General features: G+C 70.7%; 26 protein-coding genes. 18 read left to right on the top strand and 8 right to left on the bottom strand.

Annotated features, from left to right (window positions below; genetic code table 11):
* Window positions 1-200: 200 nt before the first annotated feature.
* Window positions 201-815, top strand: a complete 615-nt coding sequence (locus tag OG943_RS28040) for a helix-turn-helix domain-containing protein (protein ID WP_328603918.1) — start codon at window positions 201-203, stop codon at window positions 813-815.
* 31 nt (window positions 816-846) lie between these two features.
* Here OG943_RS28040 and OG943_RS28035 read toward each other — a convergent pair whose 3' ends face one another.
* Window positions 847-1,386, bottom strand: coding sequence for an NUDIX hydrolase (locus OG943_RS28035; RefSeq protein ID WP_328603917.1), 540 nt, complete (start codon window positions 1,384-1,386; stop codon window positions 847-849).
* 37 nt (window positions 1,387-1,423) lie between these two features.
* On the opposite strand from OG943_RS28035, the gene nucS reads away from it, so the two are divergent.
* The 8 genes from nucS to OG943_RS27995 all read left to right on the top strand — a co-directional run bounded on the left by nucS (window position 1,424) and on the right by OG943_RS27995 (window position 9,717).
* Complete coding sequence (gene nucS / locus OG943_RS28030) at window positions 1,424-2,083, top strand: endonuclease NucS (protein ID WP_328603916.1); 660 nt, start codon at window positions 1,424-1,426, stop codon at window positions 2,081-2,083.
* Between the two features lie 269 nt (window positions 2,084-2,352).
* Entirely contained in the window at window positions 2,353-4,050 is a 1,698-nt protein-coding gene (locus OG943_RS28025) for a sodium:solute symporter family protein (protein ID WP_328603915.1), read from the top strand.
* Window positions 4,051-4,059: 9 nt separating this feature from the next.
* On the top strand, window positions 4,060-4,350 hold the full coding sequence (locus tag OG943_RS28020; RefSeq protein WP_328603914.1) for a hypothetical protein: 291 nt from the start codon (window positions 4,060-4,062) through the stop codon (window positions 4,348-4,350).
* Window positions 4,351-4,397: 47 nt separating this feature from the next.
* Window positions 4,398-5,393, top strand: coding sequence for a hypothetical protein (locus OG943_RS28015; protein ID WP_328603913.1), 996 nt, complete (start codon window positions 4,398-4,400; stop codon window positions 5,391-5,393).
* Window positions 5,394-5,520: 127 nt separating this feature from the next.
* Window positions 5,521-6,522, top strand: a complete 1,002-nt coding sequence (gene dhaK / locus OG943_RS28010; RefSeq protein WP_328603912.1) for a dihydroxyacetone kinase subunit DhaK — start codon at window positions 5,521-5,523, stop codon at window positions 6,520-6,522.
* Entirely contained in the window at window positions 6,522-7,154 is a 633-nt protein-coding gene (gene dhaL, locus OG943_RS28005; protein WP_328603911.1) for a dihydroxyacetone kinase subunit DhaL, read from the top strand. The genes dhaK and dhaL overlap by 1 nt, the downstream gene beginning before the upstream one ends.
* Complete coding sequence (gene dhaM / locus OG943_RS28000) at window positions 7,151-7,828, top strand: dihydroxyacetone kinase phosphoryl donor subunit DhaM (protein ID WP_328603910.1); 678 nt, start codon at window positions 7,151-7,153, stop codon at window positions 7,826-7,828. Before dhaL ends, dhaM begins: the two co-directional genes overlap by 4 nt.
* Before the next feature lie 116 nt (window positions 7,829-7,944).
* Complete coding sequence (locus OG943_RS27995; RefSeq protein ID WP_328603909.1) at window positions 7,945-9,717, top strand: 3-hydroxyacyl-CoA dehydrogenase family protein; 1,773 nt, start codon at window positions 7,945-7,947, stop codon at window positions 9,715-9,717.
* Between the two features lie 21 nt (window positions 9,718-9,738).
* Here the strand turns inward: OG943_RS27995 and OG943_RS27990 are convergent, their stop codons facing one another.
* Window positions 9,739-10,323: a short chain dehydrogenase gene (locus OG943_RS27990; protein ID WP_328603908.1), complete on the bottom strand. Its 585-nt coding sequence runs from the start codon at window positions 10,321-10,323 to the stop codon at window positions 9,739-9,741.
* Window positions 10,324-10,393: 70 nt separating this feature from the next.
* Window positions 10,394-10,576, bottom strand: a complete 183-nt coding sequence (locus OG943_RS27985) for a hypothetical protein (protein WP_328603907.1) — start codon at window positions 10,574-10,576, stop codon at window positions 10,394-10,396.
* Window positions 10,577-10,755: 179 nt separating this feature from the next.
* Here OG943_RS27985 and OG943_RS27980 point away from each other — a divergent pair, with 179 nt between their 5' ends.
* Entirely contained in the window at window positions 10,756-11,598 is an 843-nt protein-coding gene (locus tag OG943_RS27980; RefSeq protein ID WP_328603906.1) for a hypothetical protein, read from the top strand.
* Between the two features lie 3 nt (window positions 11,599-11,601).
* Here OG943_RS27980 and OG943_RS27975 read toward each other — a convergent pair whose 3' ends face one another.
* Window positions 11,602-12,075, bottom strand: a complete 474-nt coding sequence (locus OG943_RS27975; protein ID WP_328603905.1) for an Lrp/AsnC family transcriptional regulator — start codon at window positions 12,073-12,075, stop codon at window positions 11,602-11,604.
* Window positions 12,076-12,133: 58 nt separating this feature from the next.
* Here OG943_RS27975 and OG943_RS27970 point away from each other — a divergent pair, with 58 nt between their 5' ends.
* Window positions 12,134-13,246 carry a trans-sulfuration enzyme family protein gene (locus tag OG943_RS27970; protein ID WP_328603904.1) on the top strand — a complete coding sequence of 371 codons (1,113 nt, stop codon included), beginning with the start codon at window positions 12,134-12,136 and terminating at the stop codon, window positions 13,244-13,246.
* A 322-nt stretch (window positions 13,247-13,568) separates the two neighbouring features.
* Here OG943_RS27970 and OG943_RS27965 read toward each other — a convergent pair whose 3' ends face one another.
* Window positions 13,569-13,772: an FmdB family zinc ribbon protein gene (locus OG943_RS27965; RefSeq protein ID WP_328603903.1), complete on the bottom strand. Its 204-nt coding sequence runs from the start codon at window positions 13,770-13,772 to the stop codon at window positions 13,569-13,571.
* A 303-nt stretch (window positions 13,773-14,075) separates the two neighbouring features.
* Between OG943_RS27965 and OG943_RS27960 the strand changes: the two genes are divergently transcribed.
* Both OG943_RS27960 and OG943_RS27955 read left to right on the top strand, forming a co-directional pair.
* Window positions 14,076-15,200, top strand: a complete 1,125-nt coding sequence (locus tag OG943_RS27960) for an alkaline phosphatase family protein (protein ID WP_328603902.1) — start codon at window positions 14,076-14,078, stop codon at window positions 15,198-15,200.
* Window positions 15,201-15,738: 538 nt separating this feature from the next.
* Window positions 15,739-16,044: a hypothetical protein gene (locus OG943_RS27955; RefSeq protein ID WP_328603901.1), complete on the top strand. Its 306-nt coding sequence runs from the start codon at window positions 15,739-15,741 to the stop codon at window positions 16,042-16,044.
* Window positions 16,045-16,524: 480 nt separating this feature from the next.
* On the opposite strand, the gene OG943_RS27950 is transcribed toward OG943_RS27955, so the two are convergent.
* Window positions 16,525-17,067, bottom strand: a complete 543-nt coding sequence (locus OG943_RS27950; RefSeq protein WP_328603900.1) for a GNAT family N-acetyltransferase — start codon at window positions 17,065-17,067, stop codon at window positions 16,525-16,527.
* On the opposite strand from OG943_RS27950, the gene OG943_RS27945 reads away from it, so the two are divergent.
* Window positions 17,066-17,809 carry an alpha/beta fold hydrolase gene (locus OG943_RS27945; protein WP_328603899.1) on the top strand — a complete coding sequence of 248 codons (744 nt, stop codon included), beginning with the start codon at window positions 17,066-17,068 and terminating at the stop codon, window positions 17,807-17,809. The genes OG943_RS27950 and OG943_RS27945 overlap by 2 nt on opposite strands.
* A gap of 37 nt (window positions 17,810-17,846) precedes the next feature.
* Here OG943_RS27945 and OG943_RS27940 read toward each other — a convergent pair whose 3' ends face one another.
* Window positions 17,847-18,677 carry a phosphotransferase gene (locus tag OG943_RS27940; protein WP_328603898.1) on the bottom strand — a complete coding sequence of 277 codons (831 nt, stop codon included), beginning with the start codon at window positions 18,675-18,677 and terminating at the stop codon, window positions 17,847-17,849.
* Window positions 18,678-18,814: 137 nt separating this feature from the next.
* Here OG943_RS27940 and ctaD point away from each other — a divergent pair, with 137 nt between their 5' ends.
* The 4 genes from ctaD to OG943_RS27920 all read left to right on the top strand — a co-directional run bounded on the left by ctaD (window position 18,815) and on the right by OG943_RS27920 (window position 23,207).
* Window positions 18,815-20,590, top strand: coding sequence for an aa3-type cytochrome oxidase subunit I (gene ctaD / locus OG943_RS27935; RefSeq protein ID WP_328603897.1), 1,776 nt, complete (start codon window positions 18,815-18,817; stop codon window positions 20,588-20,590).
* Window positions 20,591-20,722: 132 nt separating this feature from the next.
* On the top strand, window positions 20,723-21,952 hold the full coding sequence (serB, locus tag OG943_RS27930) for a phosphoserine phosphatase SerB (protein ID WP_328603896.1): 1,230 nt from the start codon (window positions 20,723-20,725) through the stop codon (window positions 21,950-21,952).
* Complete coding sequence (locus OG943_RS27925) at window positions 21,949-22,713, top strand: aminoacyl-tRNA hydrolase (protein WP_328603895.1); 765 nt, start codon at window positions 21,949-21,951, stop codon at window positions 22,711-22,713. Before serB ends, OG943_RS27925 begins: the two co-directional genes overlap by 4 nt.
* 89 nt (window positions 22,714-22,802) lie before the next feature.
* On the top strand, window positions 22,803-23,207 hold the full coding sequence (locus tag OG943_RS27920; RefSeq protein WP_328603894.1) for an OsmC family protein: 405 nt from the start codon (window positions 22,803-22,805) through the stop codon (window positions 23,205-23,207).
* A gap of 85 nt (window positions 23,208-23,292) precedes the next feature.
* Here OG943_RS27920 and OG943_RS27915 read toward each other — a convergent pair whose 3' ends face one another.
* Entirely contained in the window at window positions 23,293-23,625 is a 333-nt protein-coding gene (locus tag OG943_RS27915) for a hypothetical protein (RefSeq protein WP_328603893.1), read from the bottom strand.
* Between the last annotated feature and the right edge of the window lie 28 nt (window positions 23,626-23,653).

The raw sequence follows: 23,653 nt of genomic DNA, 5'->3' as shown, positions 1-23,653 counted from the left end.
ACTTCATAGTCACACTGATGCATTATGATGTCAACCGTGAACATCATAATGACCAAGTTGACATCGTGGTGTCGATCGATGACCCGGTCACGGGCGCCGGTGATGCGCGTTCCCGCGGTGCAGGAGTCCCCGCCGAGGCCGGCGCGGTGCGAGGATGATGGACCACCGTCAGCGCGCACCCGGAAGATTGGACGTCGGCCATGACTACCGAACGTGTGTCACCGATCGTGGGGCGCCGGATCCGCAGTGAGCGGCAAGCGCGTGACTGGACCGTGGCCGAGGTGGCGGACAAGGCCGGGGTCAGCAAGGGGCTGATCGGTCAGCTCGAGCGGGGGGTGGGCAACCCGTCCCTGGAGAACCTGCACAAGCTCGCGCTGGTATTCGACCTCCCGCCCAGCGCGTTGTTCGACGAGGGCGATCGGCGGCCGCATGTGCGGGGCGACGGCGACCAGGCGGCCAGGACCCTTCCCCCGCCGACGGTGGGGGTGGTCCGGGCCGACGCGCGACGGCAGCTGGTGTTCCCGCGCAGTCGCGTGGTCTTCGAGTTGCTCACCCCGGACTTCCTCCGTGCGCTCGAGGTGTTCCGGTGCCTGATCCCGGAAAACTACGACACCAGGGAGGTTCCCTCCGAGCACGAAGGCGAGGAGTTCGCCACCGTCCTCCGAGGACGGCTGGAAGCCCACATCGGCGAGCAGACCTTTGTCATGGAACCAGGGGACAGCGTCAGCTACCCGGCAACGACTCCGCATTGGTGGCGGAACATGACGAACGCCGAGGCTGAGATCATCGTTGTCGTGACGCCGCCGTCCATTTAGGCGAGCAGCGCCGTGGAGGAAACCGAGATCATCAGCGCCGTTCGTGCAGCAGCAGAAGCGTGTAAGCGGCGACAGTCTGCGCGTCCGTGATCCCGCCGGTCGAGATCATCTTCTCCACGTCGGCGCGGGCGAACCAGGCCGTGCTCATGTCCTGCTCTTCGAGCTCGCGTTCCGGCTCGCCTTCGGTGAGGCCGGTGGCGAGGTAGACGTGGCCGCGCTGGCTGGACAGGCCGGGGGCGACGTCGAGCCGGCCGAGTTCGGTGATCGTCTCCGCGCGCAGGCCCGTTTCCTCGCGCAGTTCGCGGCGGGCCAGCTCGGCGGGCGGCATCTCGGCGAGGTCGGGCGCGGTGCCCTGCGGGAACTCCCAGCGCCGCTCGCCCAGCGGGTAGCGGAACTGCTCGACGAGCTGCACCCGGTCGCCGTCGAGGGGGATGATCAAGGCGTAGGTCGGTTTGTCGACCACGCCGTAGATTCCTTCGCTGCCGTCGGGGCGGCGGATGGCGTCCTCCCGCACCGTCATCCAGTTGTTCCGGTACACCTCGCGGCTCGCGACACGCTGAATGGGGTCCACTCGCCCAGTATCGCGGAGCCTGTCCTACCCTCGGCGGGTGCGTCTCGTGATCGCTCGCTGCCAGGTCGACTACGCCGGCCGTCTGACCGCCCATCTGCCGATGGCCACCCGGTTGCTGCTCGTCAAGTCCGACGGCTCCGTGTCCGTCCACTCCGATGACCGCGCCTACAAGCCGCTGAACTGGATGAGCCCGCCGTGCTGGCTCATCGAGGACGGCAAGCTGTGGATCGTCGAGAACAAACAGGGCGAGAAGCTGGTGATCTCGATCGAGGAGATCTACCACGACCACTCCCAGGAGCTGGGCGCCGAGCCGGGCCTGCAGAAGGACGGCGTCGAGGCCCACCTCCAGGAGCTGCTGGCCGAGCACATCAAGACCCTCGGCGACGGCTACACGCTGGTGCGCCGCGAGTTCCCCACCGCCATCGGCCCGGTCGACATCATGGCCCGCGACTCCGGCGGCGGCAGCGTCGCCGTCGAGATCAAGCGCCGCGGCGAGATCGACGGCGTGGAACAGCTGACGCGCTACCTCGAACTGCTCAACCGCGACCCGCTGCTGGCGCCGGTGCAGGGTGTGTTCGCCGCGCAGATCATCAAGCCCCAGGCCCGTACCCTCGCGGAGGACCGCGGCATCCGCTGCCTGACCCTGGACTACGACGCGCTGCGCGGCATCGAATCCGACGAGTTCCGGCTGTTCTGAGCCGGTCCGCTCTTCCGCGGTCAGCATCCCGTTGCCCGCCAACACCTGCTGGTCTGCCGACCCCTCCGGCTGAAGCCGACCCGACGCTGAGCGCCGCCCGCCGAAGCCGTCGGAAAGCCTCTTTTGCCCTCCTTGCCCCGAGGTGGGGAGGCCTTCCGGGCTAAAACCGCCATGTCGTGGTGCCGACCCTGAATCCATGCAGTACTGTTCCCGCCTGGCAGGAACGTGGTGGTTCCTGTGGGAAATTGTTTGATTCGGAGGTGGGTCGGGTGCACGTCCTTGCCGACGCGAACCTGCGACTCGACGCTAGTGCTATTGACTACATCGAGTTGGCGTTCTATTTCGTGCTGGTGCTCGGCATCGGTTATCTGGCCAGAAGGCAGGTGTCGAGCAGTCTCGACTTCTTCCTCTCCGGACGATCGCTACCGGCTTGGGTGACCGGGCTGGCGTTCATATCGGCGAACCTCGGCGCGGTCGAGGTGATGGGCATGTCGGCCAACGGCGCCCAGTACGGCCTGCCGACCGTGCACTACTTCTGGATCGGCGCGATCCCGGCGATGCTGTTCCTCGGCCTCGTGATGATGCCGTTCTACTACGGCTCCAAGGTGCGCAGCGTTCCCGAGTTCATGCGCCGCCGGTTCGGCAACGTCGCGCACCTGGTCAACGGCATCAGTTTCGCCGCCGCGCAGATCCTGATCGCCGGCGCGAACCTGTTCCTGCTGGCCAGCGTGGTGAAGCTGCTGCTCGGCTGGGACCTGTGGATCTCGATCGTCATCGCGGCGGTCATCGTGCTCTCCTACACCGCGCTCGGCGGCCTGTCCGCGGCGATCTACAACGAGGTGCTGCAGTTCTTCGTGATCGTCGCCGCGCTGCTGCCGCTGACCATCGTCGGCCTGGTGAAGGTCGGCGGCTGGCAGGGCCTGGTCGACAAGGTCACCGGCAGCCCGGGCGGTACCGCGCAGCTGCATTCGTGGCCCGGTGACAACCTGACCGGCTTCGGCAACAACTTCCTTTCGGTGCTGGGCATCATCTTCGGCCTCGGCTTCGTGCTCTCCTTCGGCTACTGGACCACGAACTTCGTGGAGGTCCAGCGCGCCATGGCGTCGAAGAGCATGTCGGCCGCGCGGCGCACGCCGATCATCGGCGCGTTCCCGAAGATGCTGGTCCCGTTCATCGTGATCATCCCGGGCATGATCGCCGCGGTCACCGTGCCGGAGTACTTGCACGACAAGGGAATCCTGCTCCAGGGCGGCAGCGCGCCGAGCGGCGTCACGTTCAACAACGCGCTGCTGCTGCTGATGCGCGACCTGCTGCCGAACGGCATGCTCGGCATCGCCATCGCCGGTCTGCTCGCCTCCTTCATGGCCGGCATGGCGGCCAACCTGAGCGCGTTCAACTCCGTCTTCACGTACGACATCTGGCAGGCGTACGTCAAGAAGGACAAGCCGGACGGCTACTACCTGCGGCTCGGCCGCGGCGTGACCGCGGCCGGCACGATCCTCGCGATCGGCACCGCGTTCATCGCGTCGAACTCGGGCAACATCCTGAACTACCTGCAGGACCTGTTCTCCTTCTTCAACGCGCCGCTGTTCGCCACCTTCATCCTCGGCATGTTCTGGAAGCGGATGACGGCGAGCGCGGGCTGGATCGGGCTGGTGTCGGGCACCGTGTCCGCGATCCTGGTCTGGAGCCTGTCGCAGGCGGGGATCCTCGGGCTGACCGGTCAGGGCATCAGCTTCGTGGCCGCCGGCGTCGCGTTCGTCGTGGACATCCTGGTCAGCGTCGGCGTCTCGATGGTCACCCGGCCGAAGCCGGACAGCGAGCTGGTCGGGCTGGTCTACTCGCTGACCCCGCGCGGTTCGCTGAAGCACGACGACACCGGCGAGAACTCGGGCTGGTACCGCAAGCCGGGCCTGCTGGCCGGCATCGTGCTCGTCGTGACCATCGTCCTCAACGTCATCTTCTAGGAGGTCGGAATGACTGACGGGTCCTCGCGGCCGCGCAAGGCGGGCGCTTTCGACATCCGGTTGATCATCGCGCTGCTGACCGGCGTGTACGGCGTGGTGCTGACGGTGATGGGCGCGGCGTTCACCACCCAGGCGGACCTGGACAAGGCCGCCGGGGTGAACATCAACCTGTGGGCCGGCATCGGCCTGCTCGTGTTCACGGCGATCTTCGTGGCGTGGGCGCTGCTGCGCCCGATCGTGGTCCCGGCCGACGCCGCGCCGGCCGAGAACATCGCGGAGCCACCGGCGCCGGTCGAATAACCGGGTTGTCCGGACAGGCCGCGCCGGTGGCGGCTACCGTGCTCCGCGTGGTGCACGATCTCCGGCGCGGCCGGTTCCTGAAGCTGTCCGCGCTGGTCGCGGCGGGTGTCCTGGTGACGTCCGCGTGCGGCGGCCCGGACCTGGGCAAGCAGAACTTCGCGCGTACGACGGTCCCCGCCGCGAGCGGGGACGCGTCGGCGTCGTCCGGCCCGATCACCGACCCGGCGGTGGCGGCCGCCGCGCTGCGCCCGGTGCAGCCGTGCCAGTTCGTGGACCAGGCCTCGCTCGCCGTGCTCGGCACGGCCGACGGCGACCCGGTGCCGTCCACCGTGCGGTTCGACGACTGCCGCGCCAAGGTGAAAGACCCTGGTGGCAAGGAGATCACGGTCGACGTCCAGGTCGGCACGGGCGTCAGCTTCGCCTCCTCCAAGGGCAACGGCCAGGTCGGCGGCCTCCCGCAGGTCGAGAACAAGGACAGCGGCGACTCCTGCACGCTCAGCGCGCTCACCTCGCGCGATCCCGACCTCGGCATCTCGCTGGCGATCGACTACGCGGGCGGCGACCCGTGCCGCGCCGGGCGGACGCTGCTCGCGCCGGCCGTGCAGAAGCTGCGCTCCTCGCCGCAGAAGTACCCCGAAGCCAAGGGCTCCCTGATCGACGCCGACCCGTGCGCGGTGCTGACCGACGCGGCGGTGGACGCCGTGGTCAAGAACGCCAAGGCCAGGGCGGCTTCGCTGCACAGCTGCGTGTGGGGCACCAGCGCGAGCGTCACCGTCCTGTTCTTCCCCAGTAGCCCGCCTCTGGAGGGCAGCGGCTGGGTGAAGGCCGACGCCGGCACCCCGAATCAGGCGTTCCAGAAACAGGGGACGGCGGGCAGCTCCGACTGCCAGGTCCAGTGGCAGCACCGGCCCTGGCAGGACGACCGCGTCGAGATCGCGCAGGTGCAGTACACGAACTACGACACCAAACCGGACCAGGACGACCCGTGCGGCAAGGCGCTGGGCCTGGCCAAGCAGGTGGCGCCGAAACTGCCGCAGCCCTGAAAGACTCGTGAGTGTTCATGACGGTTAGAACCGGCATAAGCACTCACGAGGCTTGAGGCTTGGCGGTGGGTGGCCGCGGGCGGATAGGTTGGGTGCGCACTCACCGCCGACGTGCCGGAGGCCCGCCTTGAAGAAGATCATCAACGATCCGGCCGATGTGGTCGCCGAGTCGCTTCGCGGCCTGGCGGTCGCCCACGCGGACATCCTGCGGGTGCGGGACGACCCGGCCCTGGTCGTGCGGGCCGACGCGCCGGTTTCGCGCAAGGTCGCCGTGATCTCCGGCGGCGGGTCCGGGCACGAGCCGCTGCACGGCGGGTTCGTCGGCCGCGGCATGCTCGACGCCGCCGTGCCGGGCCCGGTCTTCACGTCGCCGACACCGGACGCGGTGCAGGCCGCCGTCACCGCGACCACCGGGCCCGCCGGGGCGTTGCTGATCGTCAAGAACTACACCGGCGACGTGCTGAACTTCGAGACCGCCGCCGAGCTGGCCGCGGCCGAGGACCTCGACGTGCGCAGCGTGGTGATCGACGACGACGTGGCGGTGAAGGACTCGACGTTCACCGCCGGGCGGCGCGGGGTGGGCGGCACGGTGCTGCTGGAGAAGATCACCGGCGCGGCCGCGGAGCGCGGCGACTCGCTGGACGCGGTGGAAGCGCTGGCGCGCAAGGTGATCGGGCAGGTGCGCTCGATCGGCGTGGCGCTGACCGCGCCGACGGTGCCGCATGTCGGCGAGCCGAGTTTCGACCTCGGCCCGGACGAGGTCGAGTTCGGCATCGGCATCCACGGCGAGCCCGGCCGCGAGCGCATCCCGCTCGAACCGGCCGACGCGCTGGTGGCCCGGCTGGTCGAGGCCGTCGTCTCCGACCTGCCGTACGAGCCGGGTGACAAGGTGCTGCTGTTCACCAACTCGATGGGTGCCACGCCGCTGGTGGAGCTGTACCTCGCGCACGGGATCGCCGAGCGGCTGCTGGCGGAGCGTGGGATCGTGGTGGAACGCAGGCTCGTCGGCCCGTACATCACCAGTCTCGAGATGCAGGGGATGAGCTTGACGCTGCTGAAACTGGACGACGAGCTGACCGAGCTGTGGGACGCGCCCGTGTGGACGCCCGCGCTGCGGTGGGGGATCTGATGGGCTGTACTTCGGAAGGTGTCGCGGTCGCGCTGCGGGCCGCGGCCGAGGTCGTCGCCGAGCACCGCACCGAGCTGATCGAGCTCGACCGCGCGATCGGCGACGGTGACCACGGCGAGAACCTGAGCCGCGGCTTCACCGCGATCGTCTCGGCGCTGGAGACGGAGGTGCCGTCGACGCCGGGCGCTGTCGCGAAGCTGGCCGCCACCACATTGATCTCGAAGGTCGGCGGTGCGGCAGGACCGTTGTACGGCACGGCTTTCCTGCGTGCGTCGACGAAGCTGGGCGACGCCGCGGAGATCGACGTGCCGTTGCTGCTCGACGCGCTGCGGGCCGCGCTGGAGGGCGTGCAGGCGCGCGGCAAGGCGGTCGGCGGCGACGCGACCATGGTGGACGCGCTGATCCCCGCCGTCTCGGCCGCCGAGGAAGCCGCTGCCGGTGCGGACGCGTCGGTCGCCGGGGTGCTCGCGGCCGCAGCCGACGCGGCCGACCGTGGCGCGGAGTCCACAGTGGACCTGGTGCCGCGCAAGGGCCGCGCGTCCTACCTCGGTGAGCGCGCCGTCGGCCACCTGGATCCCGGTGCCCGGTCCACGGCGCTGCTGCTGCGCGCGTTCGCGGAGGCGGCCCGGTGACCGTCGGAATCGTGCTCGTATCGCACAGTGCGAAGCTGGCCGAAGGGCTGGCTGAGCTGGCGGCGCAGATGGCGCCGGACGTCCGCATCCGCCCGGCGGGCGGCCTCGCCGACGGCGGCGGGATCGGCACCGACTACGACGAGGTCGTCGCGGCCGTCCAGCGCGCCGACTCCGGCGACGGCGTGGTGCTGCTGTACGACCTGGGCAGCGCGCAGATGACGGCCGAGCTGGCCGTGGAGTCGCTGGCCGACCCGTCCTCGGCGGTGGTGGTCGACGCGCCGCTGGTGGAGGGCGCGGTGGCGGCGGCCGTGGCCGCGCAGGGCGGCGCGGACCGTAAGGCCGTGGGTGAGGCCGCGGCGAGCGCGGGACTGGCGCCCGACCTGCTGGCTGTGGACGCCGATGCCGATGGCGTCGAGGAGAAGGCGTTGACGCTGGCCAACGACGTCGGGCTGCACGCGCGGCCGGCGGCGGTGCTGGTGCGGAGCCTGGCCGGGATCGAGGCCGAGGTCTCCGTGCGGCTGGGCGAGCGGGAGGCGGACGGGCACAGCGTGCTCGCGCTGATGTCGCTGGGTGCACGGCAGGGTGACCGGATCGTCGTCCGGGCCCACGGGCCACAGGCGGGTGAGGCGCTGGCGAAGGTGACCGCGCTGGTGGAGGCGAATTTCGGGGAGTGAGGCGGGTTCGCGACCGGGTGAGATGGCCCCGGTCTGACTCGATTCCGAAGTGCTTTCGCGGGGCTCCCGTGCCACAGTGGGCCCACACTACCCGCGAGTAACCTCCGGAGGACCCGATGGCACGGGACATCTCGAAGGTCGGCGTCGTCGGCCTGGGCACGATGGGCGCCGGCATCGCGGAGGTGCTGGCGCGCAGCGGGATCGACGTCGTCGCCGTGGAGCTGGATGAAGCCGGCGTCGCGCGGGGCCAGGGGCACCTGCGGCACTCCACCGAACGCGCGCTCGCCGGCGGCAAGCTCGACGAGGCGGGCCGCGACGCGCTGCTGGCGCGGATCAGCTGCTCGACCTCGCTGTCCGACCTGTCCGAAGTGGACCTGGTGATCGAGGCGATCCCGGAGAGCCTGGCGGCGAAGGCGGAGGTCTTCTCCCAGCTCGACAAGGTGACACGGCCGGACGTGGTCTTCGTGTCGAACACCTCGTCGCTGTCCATCACCGAGATCAGCGTGCACACGGCGCGGCCGGGCAAGGTTGTCGGGATGCACTTCTTCAACCCGGCGCCGGTGCTGAAGCTGGTCGAGGTGGTGCGCACGGTCGTCACGGAGCCGGAAGTGGTGACGGACGTCGTGGCGTTCGCCGAACGGCTCGGCAAGGTGCCCGTGGTGATGGGCGACCGCGCCGGGTTCATCGCGAACGCGCTGCTGTTCGGCTACCTCAACCACGCCGTGCGGATGTACGAGCAGCGTTACGCGACCCGGGAGGACCTGGACGCCGCGATGCGCTTCGGCTGCGGCTACCCGATGGGGCCGCTCGCGCTGCTGGACCTGATCGGCCTGGACACGGCCTACGAAATCCTCGACACGATGTACCACCAGTCACGCAACCGGCTGCACGCGCCGGCGCCGTTGCTGAAGCAGATGATCACCGCCGGCCTGCTGGGCCGCAAGACCGGGCGGGGCTTCTACACCTACGACGCGCCGGACTCGCCCACCGTCGTCGCCGACAGCTTCGCCCCGGTGTCCACAGTGGAATCCGTGGCGCCGCGTGAGGTGCGGAAGGTGGGCGTGATCGGCACCGGGACGATGGCCACGGGCATCGCGGAGGTGTTCGCCAAGCGCGGGTTCGACGTCGTGCTGCGGGCGCGGAGCCTGGAGAAGGCCGAGGCGTCCGTGGCGAAGGTGAAGAAGTCGCTGGACAAGTCCGTGGTGAAGGGCCGTCTGTCCGAAGAGGACGCGGCTGCCGCGCTGGGCCGGATCGTGCCCGTCACCGACTTCGAGGCGCTGGCGGACGTCGACCTCGTGGTGGAGGCGGTGGCCGAGGAACTGGCTGTGAAACAGGCGGTGTTCGCGGCGTTGGACGACGTGGTGCGGCCCGGCGCGGTCCTCGCCACGACCACGTCCTCATTGCCGGTGATCGAGTGCGCGGCCGCGACTTCGCGTCCCGGGGACGTGCTGGGCCTGCACTTCTTCAACCCGGCGCCGGTGATGAAGCTGGTGGAGGTCGTGTCGACGATCGCGACCGCGCCGGACGCGGTCGCGACCGCCGCCGCCGTGTGCGCCGCCGTGGGCAAGCGCCCGGTGCACTGCAGTGACCGGGCGGGCTTCATCGTCAACGCGCTGCTGTTCCCGTACCTCAACGACGCGGTGAAGATGCTGGAAGCGCACTACGCGTCGGCCGACGACATCGACACCGCGATGAAGGTCGGCTGCGGCCTGCCGATGGGGCCGTTCGAACTGCTCGACGTGGTGGGGCTGGACGTGTCGCTGGCGATCGAGCGGACGCTGTTCAACGAGTTCCGCGAGGAGGGCTTCTCGCCCGCGCCGCTGCTGGAGCACCTGGTGACGGCGGGACGGCTCGGGCGTAAGACGGGCAAGGGTTTCAAGGACTACTGAGGGTTCTACTACTGGGTTCTACTACTGAGGAATGACGGTGGTGCCCTGCGCGGTGCCCTCGACGAGTTCGGCGTAAGCGGCCGCGACCCTGGCCACGGGCGTGCCGCGGCTGCTGTCCTCGCCCATGGCCTCGAGCGTTTCGCTGATCCAGCCGGGGCTGACGGCGTTGATCCGCAGGCCGCGCGCCAGGTCGGTGGCCGCCGAGCGGACGAACCCGGCGAGCCCCGCGTTGACCAGCGCGCCCAGGCTGCTGCCGGGGATCGGCTCGGTGAACGTGCCCGCGGTGAGCGTGATCGAGCCGCCGTCGGTGAGGTGCGCGGCGGCCCGGCGCGCGAGGGCGACCTGGCCGAGGAGCTTGCCGTGGAGGTCTTCGAGGACCTGGCTCTCGGTGAGGTCGGCCAGTGGCCTGAGGGGGACGTTCGCGGCGCAGCAGACCACGGCGTCGGCAGTGTTGTTCTCGAACAGCGCATCGAGCGACGCGGGGTCGGTCAGGTCGGCTTTGGTGTCGCTCCGGCGCGAGACCGGAACCAGTTCGTGACGCGGCGAGAGGGCGGCTGCGACGGCCCGGCCGACGAGCCCGGACGCGCCCAGCAGAATGATCTTCACCGGTGGGACGTTACCGTTTTCCGTTGTTGTCCCGCCACGGGTTTGGCAATTCACGAACCGGTTTCGCGGCTCAGAGGGCCGCCAGCGCGATGCCCAGCCAGATCGCCCCGATCACGGCCGCCCCGGCGAGCGCCGCGAGCAGCAGCCAGAGCGTTTCCGCCTGCGGTGCCTGCTTCGGCAGCCGCAGCGGTTCCGTTGGCGGACCCCAGTAATCCGGCGCGTTCCCTGCCGCCTGCCCCGTTGTGCTTGTCATCGCTCCAGCCTCCGCACCGTTCTCGGCGATCCATTGTGGCCGGAAGGTCGGGCGGGTGCCGGAGTCCGTTACCGGAATACCGCGCGGGCCTTTTTTCGCGACCGGATCGAGAGAATTCGTCGCGCTTGGTGTGCGCGCTGTGCTCCAAAGTTGTCGGTGGTGCTGGCTAGGCTGCCGCCATGGACCTGCCCACCCTTGACGGCGCCCCGATCCCGGGCCTCGCCGGCTTCCTGCGCACCGCCGTGCGCCTGCATCCCACCGAAGGTTCACCCGGGGTGCGCGAAAGCCATGTCGGCGGCCCGCTGCTGTGGCCCGCGGGCGAACCGTGGCCGACGTGCCCGGTGACCTGGCCGCCGCGGCCCGGGGCGTCCGACGACCAGTGGGCGGGCGGGCATCCGGTCGACGAGCCGGTGCCGTCGATGGTGGGCGCGGCGCAGTTCTTCCGATCGGACTTCCCGGAGCTGCCGTTCCCGGACGGGGCGGACGTGCTCCAGGTGCTGTTCTGCCCGACCCTGCACAACAGCGAGCACCACTACGGGCCCGCGGTCCGGCTGGTCTGGCGGACCGCGGCCGACGTCACGGCGGTCGCCGACCCGCCTCCGGAGCCGGAAGAGGCCGAGCCCGAGCTGGTCCTCGAAGCACGGGTGCTCCGGCCGTGCCGGTTCCCGGAACTGCCCTATACCTCGGACATTCCGGCGGAACGCCGTGCGGCGATGGGCCTGTCCGACGACCACACGGCGGCGGAATGGCCGGAGCTGGGCCAGTTCTCCAAGATCGGCGGCTGGACGTCCTGGTACGCCACGGACCCGTGGCAGCTCGACTGCGGGGTGTGCGGGCAGCGCCTGCGCCAGGCGCTGACGCTCGCTTCTCAGGAGGACGAGCGGCCGTGTGGCTGTGACCTCGGGGAGGGTGGTCTCGGGGAGGACGCCGAGACCGGGTTCTTCGTCGGCGATTCGGCCGCGCTCAACGTTTTCCTCTGCCCGGCCGACGTGCGGCACCCGTTCAAGGTGCGGATCGAGTGAGGCTCACGCCGGGGGCAGCAGCGGCCCGCCGCTCCAATGCTGGAAGACGAGGTTCGTGTGCACGCGCGCGACCTCGTCGCGGGCGGTCAGCTCGTCCAGCACCAGGCGCTGCAGCTCGGCGGCGGAGCCGGTGGCCACGTGGGCGAGGAAGTCGTCCGGCCCGGTCAGGTGATAGACCGCGCGGACCTCCGGTAGCGCGAGCAGGTGCTCGACGAACGAGTCCACCAGCGGCCGCCGGTGCGGGCGGACCTGGACGAACAGGAACGCCTCCAGCGGGCGGCCGAGCTTCGCCGCGTCCACGGACGCGTGCTGGCCGGTGATCACCCCCGACTCGCGCAGCCGGGCCACGCGGTCGAGGCAGGTGGACGGCGCGAGGCCGACCTCGGCGGCCAGGTCCTTGTTGGAGATCCGGGCATCGTTCTGCAGCAGGCGCAGGATATCGAGATCAGCCGGACTCAGTTCGACGGATCCTGTCATCCGCGAATGATATCCGAGATCATTGCTTTGAAGCCGTGGTTTGTCCGAGCCTGGGGCCATGACTTCTGCGCTGCGCACCCGAGCCGTCCACGCCGGGCGGGACGATCTGACCGACCTGGGCCTGCACGCCGCCCCGCTCGACTTCTCCACGACGTACCCCTCGCGGGACAGCGCGGAGGAGGCGCGCCGGATCGACGAGTTCACCGCGGGCGGGAAGGTCACCGGCATCTACGGGCGCATCGGCAACCCGACGGTGGAGCGGTTCGAGCAGGCGCTGGCCGAGCTGGAGGGCTTCGAGTACGGCGTCGCGTTCGCCAGCGGCATGGCGGCGATCTCCGCGTGCCTGCTTTCCGCTGTGGCGCAAGGGAAACGGCACGTCGTCGGGGTCCGGCCGCTGTACGGCTCGACCGACCACCTGCTCACCTCCGGGCTGCTGGGCACGGAGGTCACCTGGGTCGGGCCCGAGGACGTGGCGGGGGAGATCCGGCCGGACACCGGGCTGGTGTTCGTCGAGACGCCCGCGAACCCGACGCTGACCGAGCTGGACATCGCGGCCCTCGCCTCGGCGTGCGGCGAGGTCCCGCTGCTCGTCGACAACACCTTCGCGACGCCCGTGCTCCAGCGCCCTGGACGGCTCGGCGCCCGGATCGTGCTGCACAGCGCGACGAAGTTCCTCGGCGGCCACGGCGACGTAATGGGCGGCGTCGTCGCCTGCGATGCCGAGGAAGCCGCGCGGCTACGCCAAATCCGCTTCGCGACGGGCGGTGTGCTGCACCCGCTCGCGGGCTACCTGCTGCTGCGTGGTCTGGCGACGCTGCCCCTGCGCGTAACGGCGGCTTCGGCCACGGCCGCGATCCTGGCCGAGCGGCTCGCGTCGCACCCCGCGGTCCACGCCGTGCACTACCCGAAGCTGGGCGGCCCGCTGGTGGCGTTCGAGCTGGCGGGCGACCCGCACGCGCTGATCGGCGCCGTCCGGCTGATCACGCCGGCGGTGAGCCTCGGCAGCGTCGACACGCTGATCCAGCACCCGGCCTCGCTGACCCACCGCGTCGTCCCCGCCGGCGACCGCGAGGAGGCGGGCATCACCGACCGGCTGATCCGCCTGTCCGCGGGTCTGGAGGACGTCGAGGATCTGTGGCACGACTTGGATCAGGCTCTGAAGGCCTGCTGACGCTTCCGGGCGGCGCTTACTTGGCGGCCTGCCTGTGGTCCCTGCCGCGCTTGGCGGGCGGCGGGGTTGCTGCCGGTGGTCGCGGCGCGGCCCGATGGTTACTGCCGGTGGTCGCTGTGGCGCCGTGCGGCCCGAGGATCACCGTCGCTGCTGCCGGTCACTCCGCGGCCGCCGGTGGTCGCTATGACGGCGTGCGGCCCGCTGGTCACTGCCGCGGTTGCAGATGGTCGCTGTGGCAGCCCGATGTCGCGGCTGCCCGATGCCGCGGCGTGGGCGAGCGTTCGGCGTCCGGCTCAGGTGTTTGAGCGCAAGCCGCCGGTCGTCAGCCGCAGCAGCCGCCACCGCAGCAGCCGCCGCCCGAGGAAGCGGGGGCAGCGGCCGACCCGGTGAGAGCGACGGTGGTCAGCAGCTTCACCGTGTCCGAGTGCCCCTCGGGGCAGGGCGCCGGCGCGGCGGATTCGCTCATCGGCCGTTGCAGCTCGAAGGTCCCGGTGCAGTCGCGGCAGCGGTAGGCGTAGGTGGGCATGGCGCGATTATCGCCGCCGGGGCCACGCGTGGGAAGCGCCGCCCAGGTGGAGAGTGGCCGGGCGGGGCTGTGCTGCCGCGGTTGGTGCCGGGGAAGCGCCTGTGGGCAAGCCTTGCGGGTGGTGCGTGGACGGAGAGCGGTCGCGCAAGTGTGGCGGTGTGGTGCTCGGTGCTGTGCGGTGCTGTGCGGTGCTGTGCGGTGCTGTGCTGTGCTGTGGGGACAGGGGCTGAGTGGGAAGCGGCCGGTCGAAGTGCGGTGCAGGGGTGATGCCCGGGCGATGCCGTCCGGTGGGAAGCTGTGCGGGTGGATGTTCCTCAGCTCGCGGATCTCCCGCACCTCGGTCAGGTTGTCCCGGCGCTGCTCGGCTCGCTCGGCGTGCCGGGGGAGGTGAGCACCCTCTCGCTGCCCGAGGCGAGCAGTGCGTGCGTGCTGCTCATCGACGGGCTCGGCTGGCAGCTGCTCGCCGAACACGCCGCCGACGCGCCTGTGCTCGCGGAACTCGCGAAGCGACCGTTGCGCGTCGGCTTTCCCTCGACGACCGCGGCGGGGGTGGCGGCGATCGGCACCGGCCTGGCGTCGGGGGAGCACGGCATGGTCGGCTACACCTTCGAGGTGCCGGGGACGGGCGTGCTGAACGCGTTGCGCTGGCGTTCCCACACCGACGGCAGCGACCTGCGCGGTGCCCTGCCGCCGCGGGAGGTGCAGCCGTTGCCGACGACGTTCGAACGCGCGTCGGCGGCCGGCATCGACGCGGTGGTGGTGTCGTCGGCGCAGTTCGCGGACACGGCGCTGACCCGGGCGACGCAGAGCGGCGCGCGTTACGCCGGTGTGCACGCGCTGGGCGATCTGGCCGCGCGGACGCTGGACGTGCTGTCGTCGCGCTCGTTTTGCTATGCGTACCACAGTGAACTGGACATGCTGGGGCATCTGTACGGCCCCGGTTCGACGGCGTGGCGCATGCAGCTGCGGCACGTCGACCGGCTCGTGGAGTCCCTTGTGGACGGTCTGCCGCCTGGTGCTCTGCTGGCAGTGGTGGCGGATCACGGAATGGTGACCGTCGAGGAGAAACTGGACCTCGACGACACTCCCGAGCTGCTCGACGGCGTCCGCACGTTCGGCGGCGAGGTGCGCGCCCGCCACGTCTACACCGAGCCCGGCGCGGCGGCTGACGTGCTGGCCGCGTGGCGCACCGTCCTCGGCGACCGGGCTTGGGTCCTGCCCCGCGACGAGGCCATCGAGCGCGGCTGGTTCGGCCACCAGGTGAGCGACCGCGTCCGCCCGCGCATCGGCAACGTCGTCGCCGCGGCAACCGGGACTTTCGGCCTGGTCCGCGAACTCGCCGAGGCCGTCGAGTCATCCCTCATCGGCCAGCACGGCTCCCTGACGGAGGCCGAGCAACTGGTCCCGCTGGCGCTCGCCCAAGGCTGACTGCGGGCTTGCCGCAGAAGGCAGGGAGCAGTTGGCCGGTCCTCGCGCAGGGTTGTTGGCGGCTGTGGAGTGGAGCGGTCCGCTGGTTCTCGCCCAGGGCTGATGGCGGGTGGGCTGTGGAGGGCGGGGAGTGGTCCGCTGGTTTGCTCGGGCTGATGGCGGGTGGGCTGCGGAGGGGGAGAGCCGGAGTGGTTCGCAGGTTTGCCCGGGGCTGAGGGCGGGTGAGCTGTCGAGGGTTAGGGGCGGTCTGCTGGTCCTCGTTCAAGGTTGACCCCGCGCGGGCTATGCAGGCTGGGGAAGGCCCACTGGGTTTCGTCCGATGCTGACTGCGGGCGAGCTGCGGGCCCCCGTCCGAGGCTGGCCGAGCGCGGTCCGAGGGCCCCGGTCCGAGGCTGGCCGAGTGCGGGCTGCGGGCCCTCGTCCGAGGCTGATGGCGAGTGGGGAGCGGTCCTCGCCCAGAGCTGATGGCCGGCGGATTCCCGTGGGCGGGGCGAGACTCCCGCGCGGCCGTGCTCAGCCGCCGGTTACCGTTTTCGGTGTGCCCCGACGTAATCGCCCCGGGCGTGACCGTCCCGGTCGCGCCGACCGTCCCGACATCGGCGCCACCAGCGGCTGGGCGCACTCCGAGTCCGGCCAGGACGGGGACTGGCTGGTCCGCACCGTGCCCGGCTCGCACGCCGCCAAGACCTACCGCTGCCCGGGCTGCGACCACGAGATCCGCCCCGGCACCCCGCACGTGGTGGTCTGGCCCGCCGACGAAACCGGCTCAGTCGCCGACCGCCGCCACTGGCACCGCGCCTGCTGGGACGCGCGCGGCCGCCGACGGCCCACCCGCCGCTGGTGATGGCCTCGCCGGTCCACCCTGTCGCTGAGTGGTGGTTCCGCCGGGCTCGCATTGCTGGGTGATGGTTCCGCCGGGCTCACGTCGCTGGTGATGACCCCGCCTGTCGCTGGGTGATGACTCCGCCCGGGGCCACGCTGCTGGTCATGCCTTCGCCGGTCCAGCCCACCGCTGATAATGGCTCCACCTGAGCGCACGCCGCCGGAGCCCACGCCGTCGCTGATCCCCCGTCGGCCCACCCGCCGCTAACCGATGACCCTGCCTGCCGCTGGGTGATGACTCCCGCCCGGGGCCACGCTGCTGATCATGCCCTCGCCGGTCCAGTCCGCTGCCGCTGATGGCTCCGCCGGAGCGCACGCCGCCGGAGCCCATACCCCGTCGGCCCATCCGCCACTGGCCGATGACCCCGCCGGGGCCCACACCCACTCCAAGCCGGGTGCGCCACGAGCGGCCCGGCTGCTGGTCACCGGCCGCCGACCCCCCTCACCGCCGGAAGTTCCGGACCACGGCACCGTCCTCGTACGTCGTCTCCTCGTAGTTCGTGAAGCCCAGGCGTTCGGCGACGCGCAGGGACGGCTTGTTGATGACGTTCACCGAGATCAGCACCGGCGCCGGGGCCAGTTCGCGCTCCGCCCAGTCCACTGACGCGCTCGCCGCCTCCACCGCGTAGCCCTTGCCCCACGCCGACGGGTGGAAGCGGTAGCCCAGGTTCAGCACCTTCTCGCCCCGGAAGTCGCGCAGGCGGACGCCCGACATGCCGAGCAGGGCGGGACCGTGATGGTCGCGGACGGCCAGGTAGCCGTAACCGTGTTCCCTCCAGTGCGCCAGCCAGCTGTCGAACTGCTGCTCCGCGGCCGGTCCGTCCGGCGGGTCCACGCGGTAGCGGTTGGTTCTCGGGTCGGTTTCGATGGCCACCATCTCCACCCGGTCCGCCTCGCGGAACGGGTGGAGCAGCAGCCGTTCGGTCTTGATCTCCGTCAGCACATCCCCGAACGTAGCCCCGCGGTCCGACAAAATGGCGGGCATGACCGAACTGCCCCTGCTCCTGTTGCACGCCTTCCCGCTCGACGCCCGGATGTGGGACCCGGTGCGGGCGCCGCTCGCCGAGCGCGTCCGGCTCGTCACGCCCGACCAGCGCGGCCTCGGCCGCAGCCCGCTGCCCGAAACCGGCCGCGAGCCGAGCCTGGACGACGCCGCCCGCGACGTCGTCGCGCTGCTCGACCGCCTGGAGCTGGACCGCGTGGTGCTCGGCGGCTGCTCGATGGGCGGATACCTGACGATGGCCGTGCTGCGTCTCGCCCCTGAACGCGTCGGCGGCCTCGTGCTCATCGACACCAAGGCGACCGCCGACACGCCCGAAGCCGCGCGGGCCCGGCTGGACGTCGCGGAACGGGCCGAGGCCGAGGGCGTCGCCGGCTGGCTCGCCGAGGCCAACCTGCCCAATCTGCTGGCCGGCACCGCCGCGCCGGACGTCGTCGAGCGCGTGCGCGGCCTGATCGACGAGCAGCCGCCCGCCGGGGTCGCCTGGGCGGCGCGCGCCCTCCGCGCCCGGCCGGACTCCGTCGAGTTGCTGCGTGACGCCAACGTTCCGGCGCTGGTGATCGTCGGCGAGCAGGACGCACTCACCCCGCCCGAAGCCGCGAACACGATGGTCGGCGCCCTCCCCGACGCCACCCTCGTCGTGCTCCCCGGCGCCGGTCACCTGACGCCGCTGGAAGACCCCGCGGGGGTCGTGGAGGCGATCCTCGGCTGGTACCCGGTCAGCTGAAGTACCCGTCAGGCTGAAAAACCCGGCTGAAATCCGCTCAGCCGAAGTAGCCGGCCAGCGCCGCGCGGGCCTCGCCGCGCCGGTGCGGGAACCGTTTCGCGATCAGGAACCGCCAGCCCACGGCGAAAAGCTCGCGCAGCCTCAGGTACGACGCGATGGCGGCTTCGTCCACTTCGGCCGGATACGCGGCGAGCAGGTCCGGTCCGCCCTGCTTCGCCAGGATCGCGAGATCCCACGCGAGCGGGCCGCGCCAGGTGTCCTCGAAGTCGAGCCAGCCCGGCCCGTCCGCGGTCGCGATGAGGTTGCCCGGGTGTGCGTCCCCGTGCAGCGCCTGCACGGGCGCCGCCGGCAGTTCCGCCTCGATCCGGGCGGCCTCCGCGCGAATCCGTTCCGCCGCCCCGTCCATGGCGTCGCCGTGGAGCCGGAGCATCGTCTCCAGTTCCGCGAACGGTCCCCGAATGGGCAGTTCGCCGGGAAAGTCGCGCAGCGCGGAGTGGACCCGGGCGAGTGAATTCGCGACCTCGTCCGGCCTGTGCCGATGGTCCGGATCGTGCGGCGTCCAGTGCCAGAGCGTGACCGGCAGGCCCTCGGCGAAATGCGGACCGGCCGGGGGATCCGTGGTGGGTGAGACGACGCGCACATCACGCTCGGTGAGAAACGCCGACAGTGCCACGTCGCGCTCCAGCCACGCCGTCGCGTCGGGGCGCATGAGCAGCGTGGTGGCAGGCACCCGCGCCACCACGTGACCCATTCTCACCAGCACGTTCGACCGCTCGTGCAGCACCTCCGGCGAGCCGGCCGGCAACCCCAGCCGCCGGGCCACCGCGGTCGCCGCCGCCACCGCCGAAGCCGTGTAGGGGTCGGTCATGCGGTGATCTAACCAGCCGGTGCGCGCGACTGTCGGTAGCGAGGGCTACGATCCCACCTAGCCGCCGGATCAGGCCTGCCTGACCCTTCGGTGTCCCGGATGTTGACCACCACAAGGCTTCAGTGTTGGAGGCAGGAGTGACGGCCGTAGCCCCCAAGCCGATCGCAACGCGCCCGTACCCCGCGCGCGAGTCGGTTAAGGGTTCGTACCTGCTGCGGTTGTTCCGCACGACGGACCACAAGCAGATCGGCATCATGTACCTGGTCACGTCGTTCGCCTTCTTCATGGCGGGCGGCGCGATGGCGATGCTCATCCGCACGGAGCTGGCCCGGCCGGGCCAGCAGTTCCTGTCGCAAGAGCAGTACAACCAGCTGTTTACCATGCACGGCACGATCATGCTGCTGCTGTACGCGACGCCGATCCTCTTCGGATTCGCGAACTTCATCCTGCCGCTGCAGATCGGCTCGCCGGACGTGGCGTTCCCGCGGCTGAACGCGTTCTCGTACTGGCTGTACCTCTTCGGCGGCCTGATCGTCCTCTCCGGCTTCCTGACCCCGGGTGGCGCCGCCGACTTCGGCTGGTTCGCCTACACCCCGCTGTCGGACGCGATCCACTCGCCGGGCGTCGGCGCGGACCTGTGGATCTCCGGTCTGGTCGTGTCCGGTCTGGGCACCATCCTCGGTGGCGTCAACATGGTCACCACGGTGATCTGCCTGCGCGCCCCGGGCATGACGATGTTCCGGATGCCGATCTTCACCTGGAACATCCTGGTCACCAGCATCCTGATCCTGCTGGCGTTCCCGATCCTGACCGCGGCCCTGATGGGCCTGCTGGCCGACCGGCATCTCGGCGCACACGTCTTCGATCCAGCCAACGGCGGCGTGATCCTCTGGCAGCACCTATTCTGGTTCTTCGGCCATCCAGAGGTATATATCGTCGCTCTACCATTCTTCGGGATCGTGTCCGAGATCTTCCCGGTGTTCAGCCGGAAGCCGATCTTCGGTTACAAGGGCCTGGTCTTCGCGACGCTGGCGATCGCGGCCCTGTCCGTGGCGGTGTGGGCGCACCACATGTACGCCACCGGCGCGGTCCTGCTGCCGTTCTTCTCCTTCATGACGTTCCTGATCGCGGTCCCGACCGGCGTGAAGTTCTTCAACTGGATCGGCACGATGTGGAAGGGCCAGCTGTCCTTCGAGACGCCGATGATCTTCTCGATGGGCTTCATCGTCACGTTCCTCTTCGGTGGCCTGACCGGCATCCTGCTGGCCGCGCCGGCGATCGACTTCCACGTGTCGGACAGCTACTTCGTGGTGGCGCACTTCCACTACGTCCTCTACGGCACCATCGTGTTCGCGACCTTCGCCGGGATCTACTTCTGGTTCCCGAAGATCACCGGCCGGATGATGGACGAGAAGCTCGGCAAGTGGCACTTCTGGACCACGTTCATCGGCTTCCACGGCACCTTCCTGGTCCAGCACTGGCTGGGCGCGGAGGGCATGCCCCGGCGGTACGCCGACTACCTGGCCAGCGACGGGTTCACCACGCTGAACACGATCTCCACGATCGGCGCGTACATCCTCGGTGCCTCGACGCTGCCGTTCATCTGGAACGTGTTCAAGAGCTACCGCTACGGCGAGATCGTCACGGTCGACGACCCGTGGGGCTACGGAAACTCGCTCGAGTGGGCCACGTCCTGCCCGCCGCCGCGGCACAACTTCACCGAGCTGCCCCGGATCCGGTCCGAGCGGCCCGCGTTCGAGCTGCACTATCCGCACATGGTCGAGCGGCTGCACGCCGAGGGTGAGATCGGCTTCTTCGGCAAGCCACGCAACGGCCATGGCGCGCCGTCGCAGAAGCTGGTCGACGCGACCATGCCGGGTGACCACGACAAGGACAACTCGGGCGAGCAGTAGTAACGCCCGTTGGATTCGAAAAGGCGCGTGCCCGGCAGGTGTGAAGCCGGGCACGCGCCCTTTTTGTGTCCAGGTCCGGCAGGCCAGACTGATCGTTGCCAGGAGACCGCGCCGAACGAGGGATAGAGCCCAGTGACCCAGACGCCCGTCCTGATCACCACGACCGGCCCCGACAAGCCCGGTGTCTCGTCCGTGCTGTTCGCCGTGCTCACGCGGCACGACGTCGACGTGCTCGACGTCGAGCAGGTCGTGATCCGCGGGCAGCTCGTGCTCGGGGTGCTCGCCGGCGTGTACCGCGACCCGGAGGGCCTGCAGGAGTCCGTGGAACAGGCGATGGCCAGCGTCGGCATGCAGGTGGACGTCCGGATCGGCAACGCGATCGGCGTGGACCCGTTCGCGCTCGGCCGCCGCGATTCGTCACACGTTCTGGTGATGCTGGGCCGCCCGGTGACGGCGCGGGCGTTCTCCGAGGTGGCGCGGCGGCTCGCGGGCATGGGCGCGAACATCGACTCGATCCGCAGTGTCGCCGACTACCCGGTGACCGGGCTGGAGCTGTACGTCTCGGTCGGGGAGGACACCGCGGAGGCCGACGCCGAACTGCGCTCGGTGGTGGCGGACGCGGCGTCCCAGGTGGCCATCGACGTCGCCGTGGAGCGCGCGGGCATCGCGCGCCGGGCCAAGCGGCTGGTGGTCTTCGACGTCGACTCGACGCTGGTGCAGGGCGAGGTGATCGAGATGATCGGTGCGTACGCGGGGGTCGAGCCGGAGATCCGCGAGATCACCGAGGCCGCCATGCGCGGCGAGCTGAACTTCACCGAATCACTGGAGCGGCGGGTGTCGCTGCTGGCCGGGCTGCCCGCGACGGTGCTCGACGAGGTCGCGGCCTCGCTGGAGCTGATGCCGGGCGCGCGCACCACGGTCCGCACGCTCAAGCGCATGGGCTTCCGCTGCGGCGTCGTCTCGGGCGGGTTCACGCAGGTCATCGACCACCTGGTGGACGACCTCGGGCTGGACTTCGCCGCGGCGAACGAGCTGGAGATCGTCGACGGCAAGCTCACCGGCCGGGTGGCCGGCGAGGTGGTCGACCGCGCGGGCAAGGCGACGGCGCTGCGCCGGTTCGCCGGCGAGTACGGCATCCCGCTGGGCCAGTGCGTCGCCGTCGGCGACGGGGCCAACGACATCGACATGCTCTCCGCGGCCGGGATGGGCGTGGCGTTCAACGCCAAGCCGGCGCTGCGCGAGGTCGCGGACACCGCGCTCTCGCACCCGTACCTGGACGCTGTGCTGTTCGTACTGGGCGTCACGCGGGCGGAGGTCGAGGCCGCCGACGCGGCCGACGGGATGGAACTGGTCCGGCCGTGAACCGCGTACTGGAGCCGCTGGGGAGCCGTTACGCCTATTGGCTGGGGCTGCCCGCCGAGGCCACTTCCGACACTTCCGACGAGGAGCCGGACCAGGTCCGGGCGATGCCGGTGATCCTGCGCATCGAGCGGGCCGAGCCGCCCGGCCGGACCCCGCTGCTGGAGGCGGCGGCCGCGGCCGCGCTGGCGGTGTGCCTGGACGAGCGCACCGAACCGGGCGGCGAATGGGCCGAGCCGATGCAGGCCTGGCTGGACAACCGCATCCGCAAGGTCGCGCGCCGGGCGCGGGGCGCGCACTGGCAGGCCGTGCTGGCGTTGCCGGGCATCACGGTCGAGGTCGACGGCGCCGAGGCACGGGCGCTGGTGCCCGGACTGGTCACGGAGACGCCGAAGGAGGTGTCACGGCTGCAGATCTCGGGCAGTGAGCTGCCGCCCGACACCCCGGGGCCGGCGCCGTCGGGGGTGCCGCTGCTGCTGCTCAACCCGGAGGTGACGATGACCGTCGGCAAGGCTGCCGCCCAGGTCGGCCACGCCACGATGATCCTGGCTTCGCTGCTCGACGAGGCCGAGCTGGCCGCGTGGGCGGCGCGGGGCTACCGCGTGGCCGTCCGCACGCCGTCGCCCGCCCGCTGGAAGGAGCTGTGCCCGGTGGACGACCCGGCGGCCGGCTGGCGCGAGAACCGCGTGGTCGCGGTGCGGGACGCGGGGTTCACCGAGGTCGACCCGGGCACGATCACGGTGCTGGCGCAGCAGCCCGCCTGAGCCCGCCCGTGGGATGGGACACGGAACATCGCCGTCCGGGCGGCGGTTCTCCCGGATGAGGCCTTTCTGCTGAGGATGAGGAGCTGGACGTGACCCTGGAAGTGCAGCGCGAAGGTGAGCACAGTTTCGTCGGGCGCAACGATCGCGGCGCGCAGGTGCGGCTGGGCCGCAAGGGCGCCGAGGGCGCGTTCTCCCCGGCCGAGCTGCTGCAGATCGCGGCGGCGGGCTGCGCCGCCGTCACCGCCGAGGAGCTGATCACCCGGCGCGTGGGCGAGGATTCGAAGTTCCGCGTCGGGGTGGACGCGGACCGGCGCGAGGGCGCGTCCGAGCTGGACGCGGTGCACCTGGCCTTCGACGTCGACGTGTCCGGCCTCGAACCGGATCAGCGCGAGGCGCTGGCCGCCGCCGTGGACCGCGCGATCGAGCGCCTGTGCACGGTGAGCCGGACGCTCAAGAAGGGCATCCCCGTGACGGAGACGTTTCCGACCGCCTGAACGCGGCTGTTCTGAAGACAGCGCCTGAATACAGCACCGCCCGGCCCGCTGCTGCGGACCGGGCGGTGAGCCGGGTTCGGGTGGGTCAGCTCTGCCAGACGACGTAGGCCTGGTCGGCGTCCGTCGTCATGGCTTCGACGAACTTGTCGTTGTCGAAGCCGGGCAGGGACTGGAGCCGCTCGATCAGCGCGTCGGCGGCCGGGTCGCCGCTCGGCACGGCCGTGCCCTTGCCGTCGTGGCCGACGAGCATGAAAAAGACGTCCTCGTTCCAGGGGCCGTCCGGGATCACCCTGACCATCACGGACGAGAGGTCCGACCACGTCACGGCTTCTTCGCTGCCATCGGCGAGAGTGCGCCGCACCCCGGTGTCGTCGACACTGACGGTCCGGGATCGTGCGCTGGACGAATCCTGGGTCAACCGGTGCTCCCTGTCGTGTTCGTTCCCT

The sequence above is a fragment of the Amycolatopsis sp. NBC_00345 genome (assembly GCF_036116635.1).
GTDB lineage: Bacteria > Actinomycetota > Actinomycetes > Mycobacteriales > Pseudonocardiaceae > Amycolatopsis.
This window is presented reverse-complemented; position numbering and strand designations above follow the sequence as displayed.

Bases quoted from the DNA above. Each gene is read 5' to 3' on its own strand.
- OG943_RS28040 (WP_328603918.1), top strand. From the start codon at position 201: ATGACTACCGAACGTGTGTCACCGATCGTGGGGCGCCGGATCCGCAGT.
- OG943_RS27995 (WP_328603909.1), top strand. From the start codon at position 7,945: ATGGCACGGGACATCTCGAAGGTCGGCGTCGTCGGCCTGGGCACGATG.
- OG943_RS27975 (WP_328603905.1), bottom strand. From the start codon at position 12,075: ATGACAGGATCCGTCGAACTGAGTCCGGCTGATCTCGATATCCTGCGC.
- OG943_RS27940 (WP_328603898.1), bottom strand. From the start codon at position 18,677: ATGACCGACCCCTACACGGCTTCGGCGGTGGCGGCGGCGACCGCGGTG.
- OG943_RS27980 (WP_328603906.1), top strand. From the start codon at position 10,756: ATGGACCTGCCCACCCTTGACGGCGCCCCGATCCCGGGCCTCGCCGGC.
- dhaL (WP_328603911.1), top strand. From the start codon at position 6,522: ATGGGCTGTACTTCGGAAGGTGTCGCGGTCGCGCTGCGGGCCGCGGCC.
- OG943_RS27950 (WP_328603900.1), bottom strand. From the start codon at position 17,067: ATGCCCGCCATTTTGTCGGACCGCGGGGCTACGTTCGGGGATGTGCTG.
- OG943_RS27985 (WP_328603907.1), bottom strand. From the start codon at position 10,576: ATGACAAGCACAACGGGGCAGGCGGCAGGGAACGCGCCGGATTACTGG.
- OG943_RS28020 (WP_328603914.1), top strand. From the start codon at position 4,060: ATGACTGACGGGTCCTCGCGGCCGCGCAAGGCGGGCGCTTTCGACATC.
- OG943_RS27945 (WP_328603899.1), top strand. From the start codon at position 17,066: ATGACCGAACTGCCCCTGCTCCTGTTGCACGCCTTCCCGCTCGACGCC.
- OG943_RS27970 (WP_328603904.1), top strand. From the start codon at position 12,134: ATGACTTCTGCGCTGCGCACCCGAGCCGTCCACGCCGGGCGGGACGAT.
- OG943_RS27965 (WP_328603903.1), bottom strand. From the start codon at position 13,772: ATGCCCACCTACGCCTACCGCTGCCGCGACTGCACCGGGACCTTCGAG.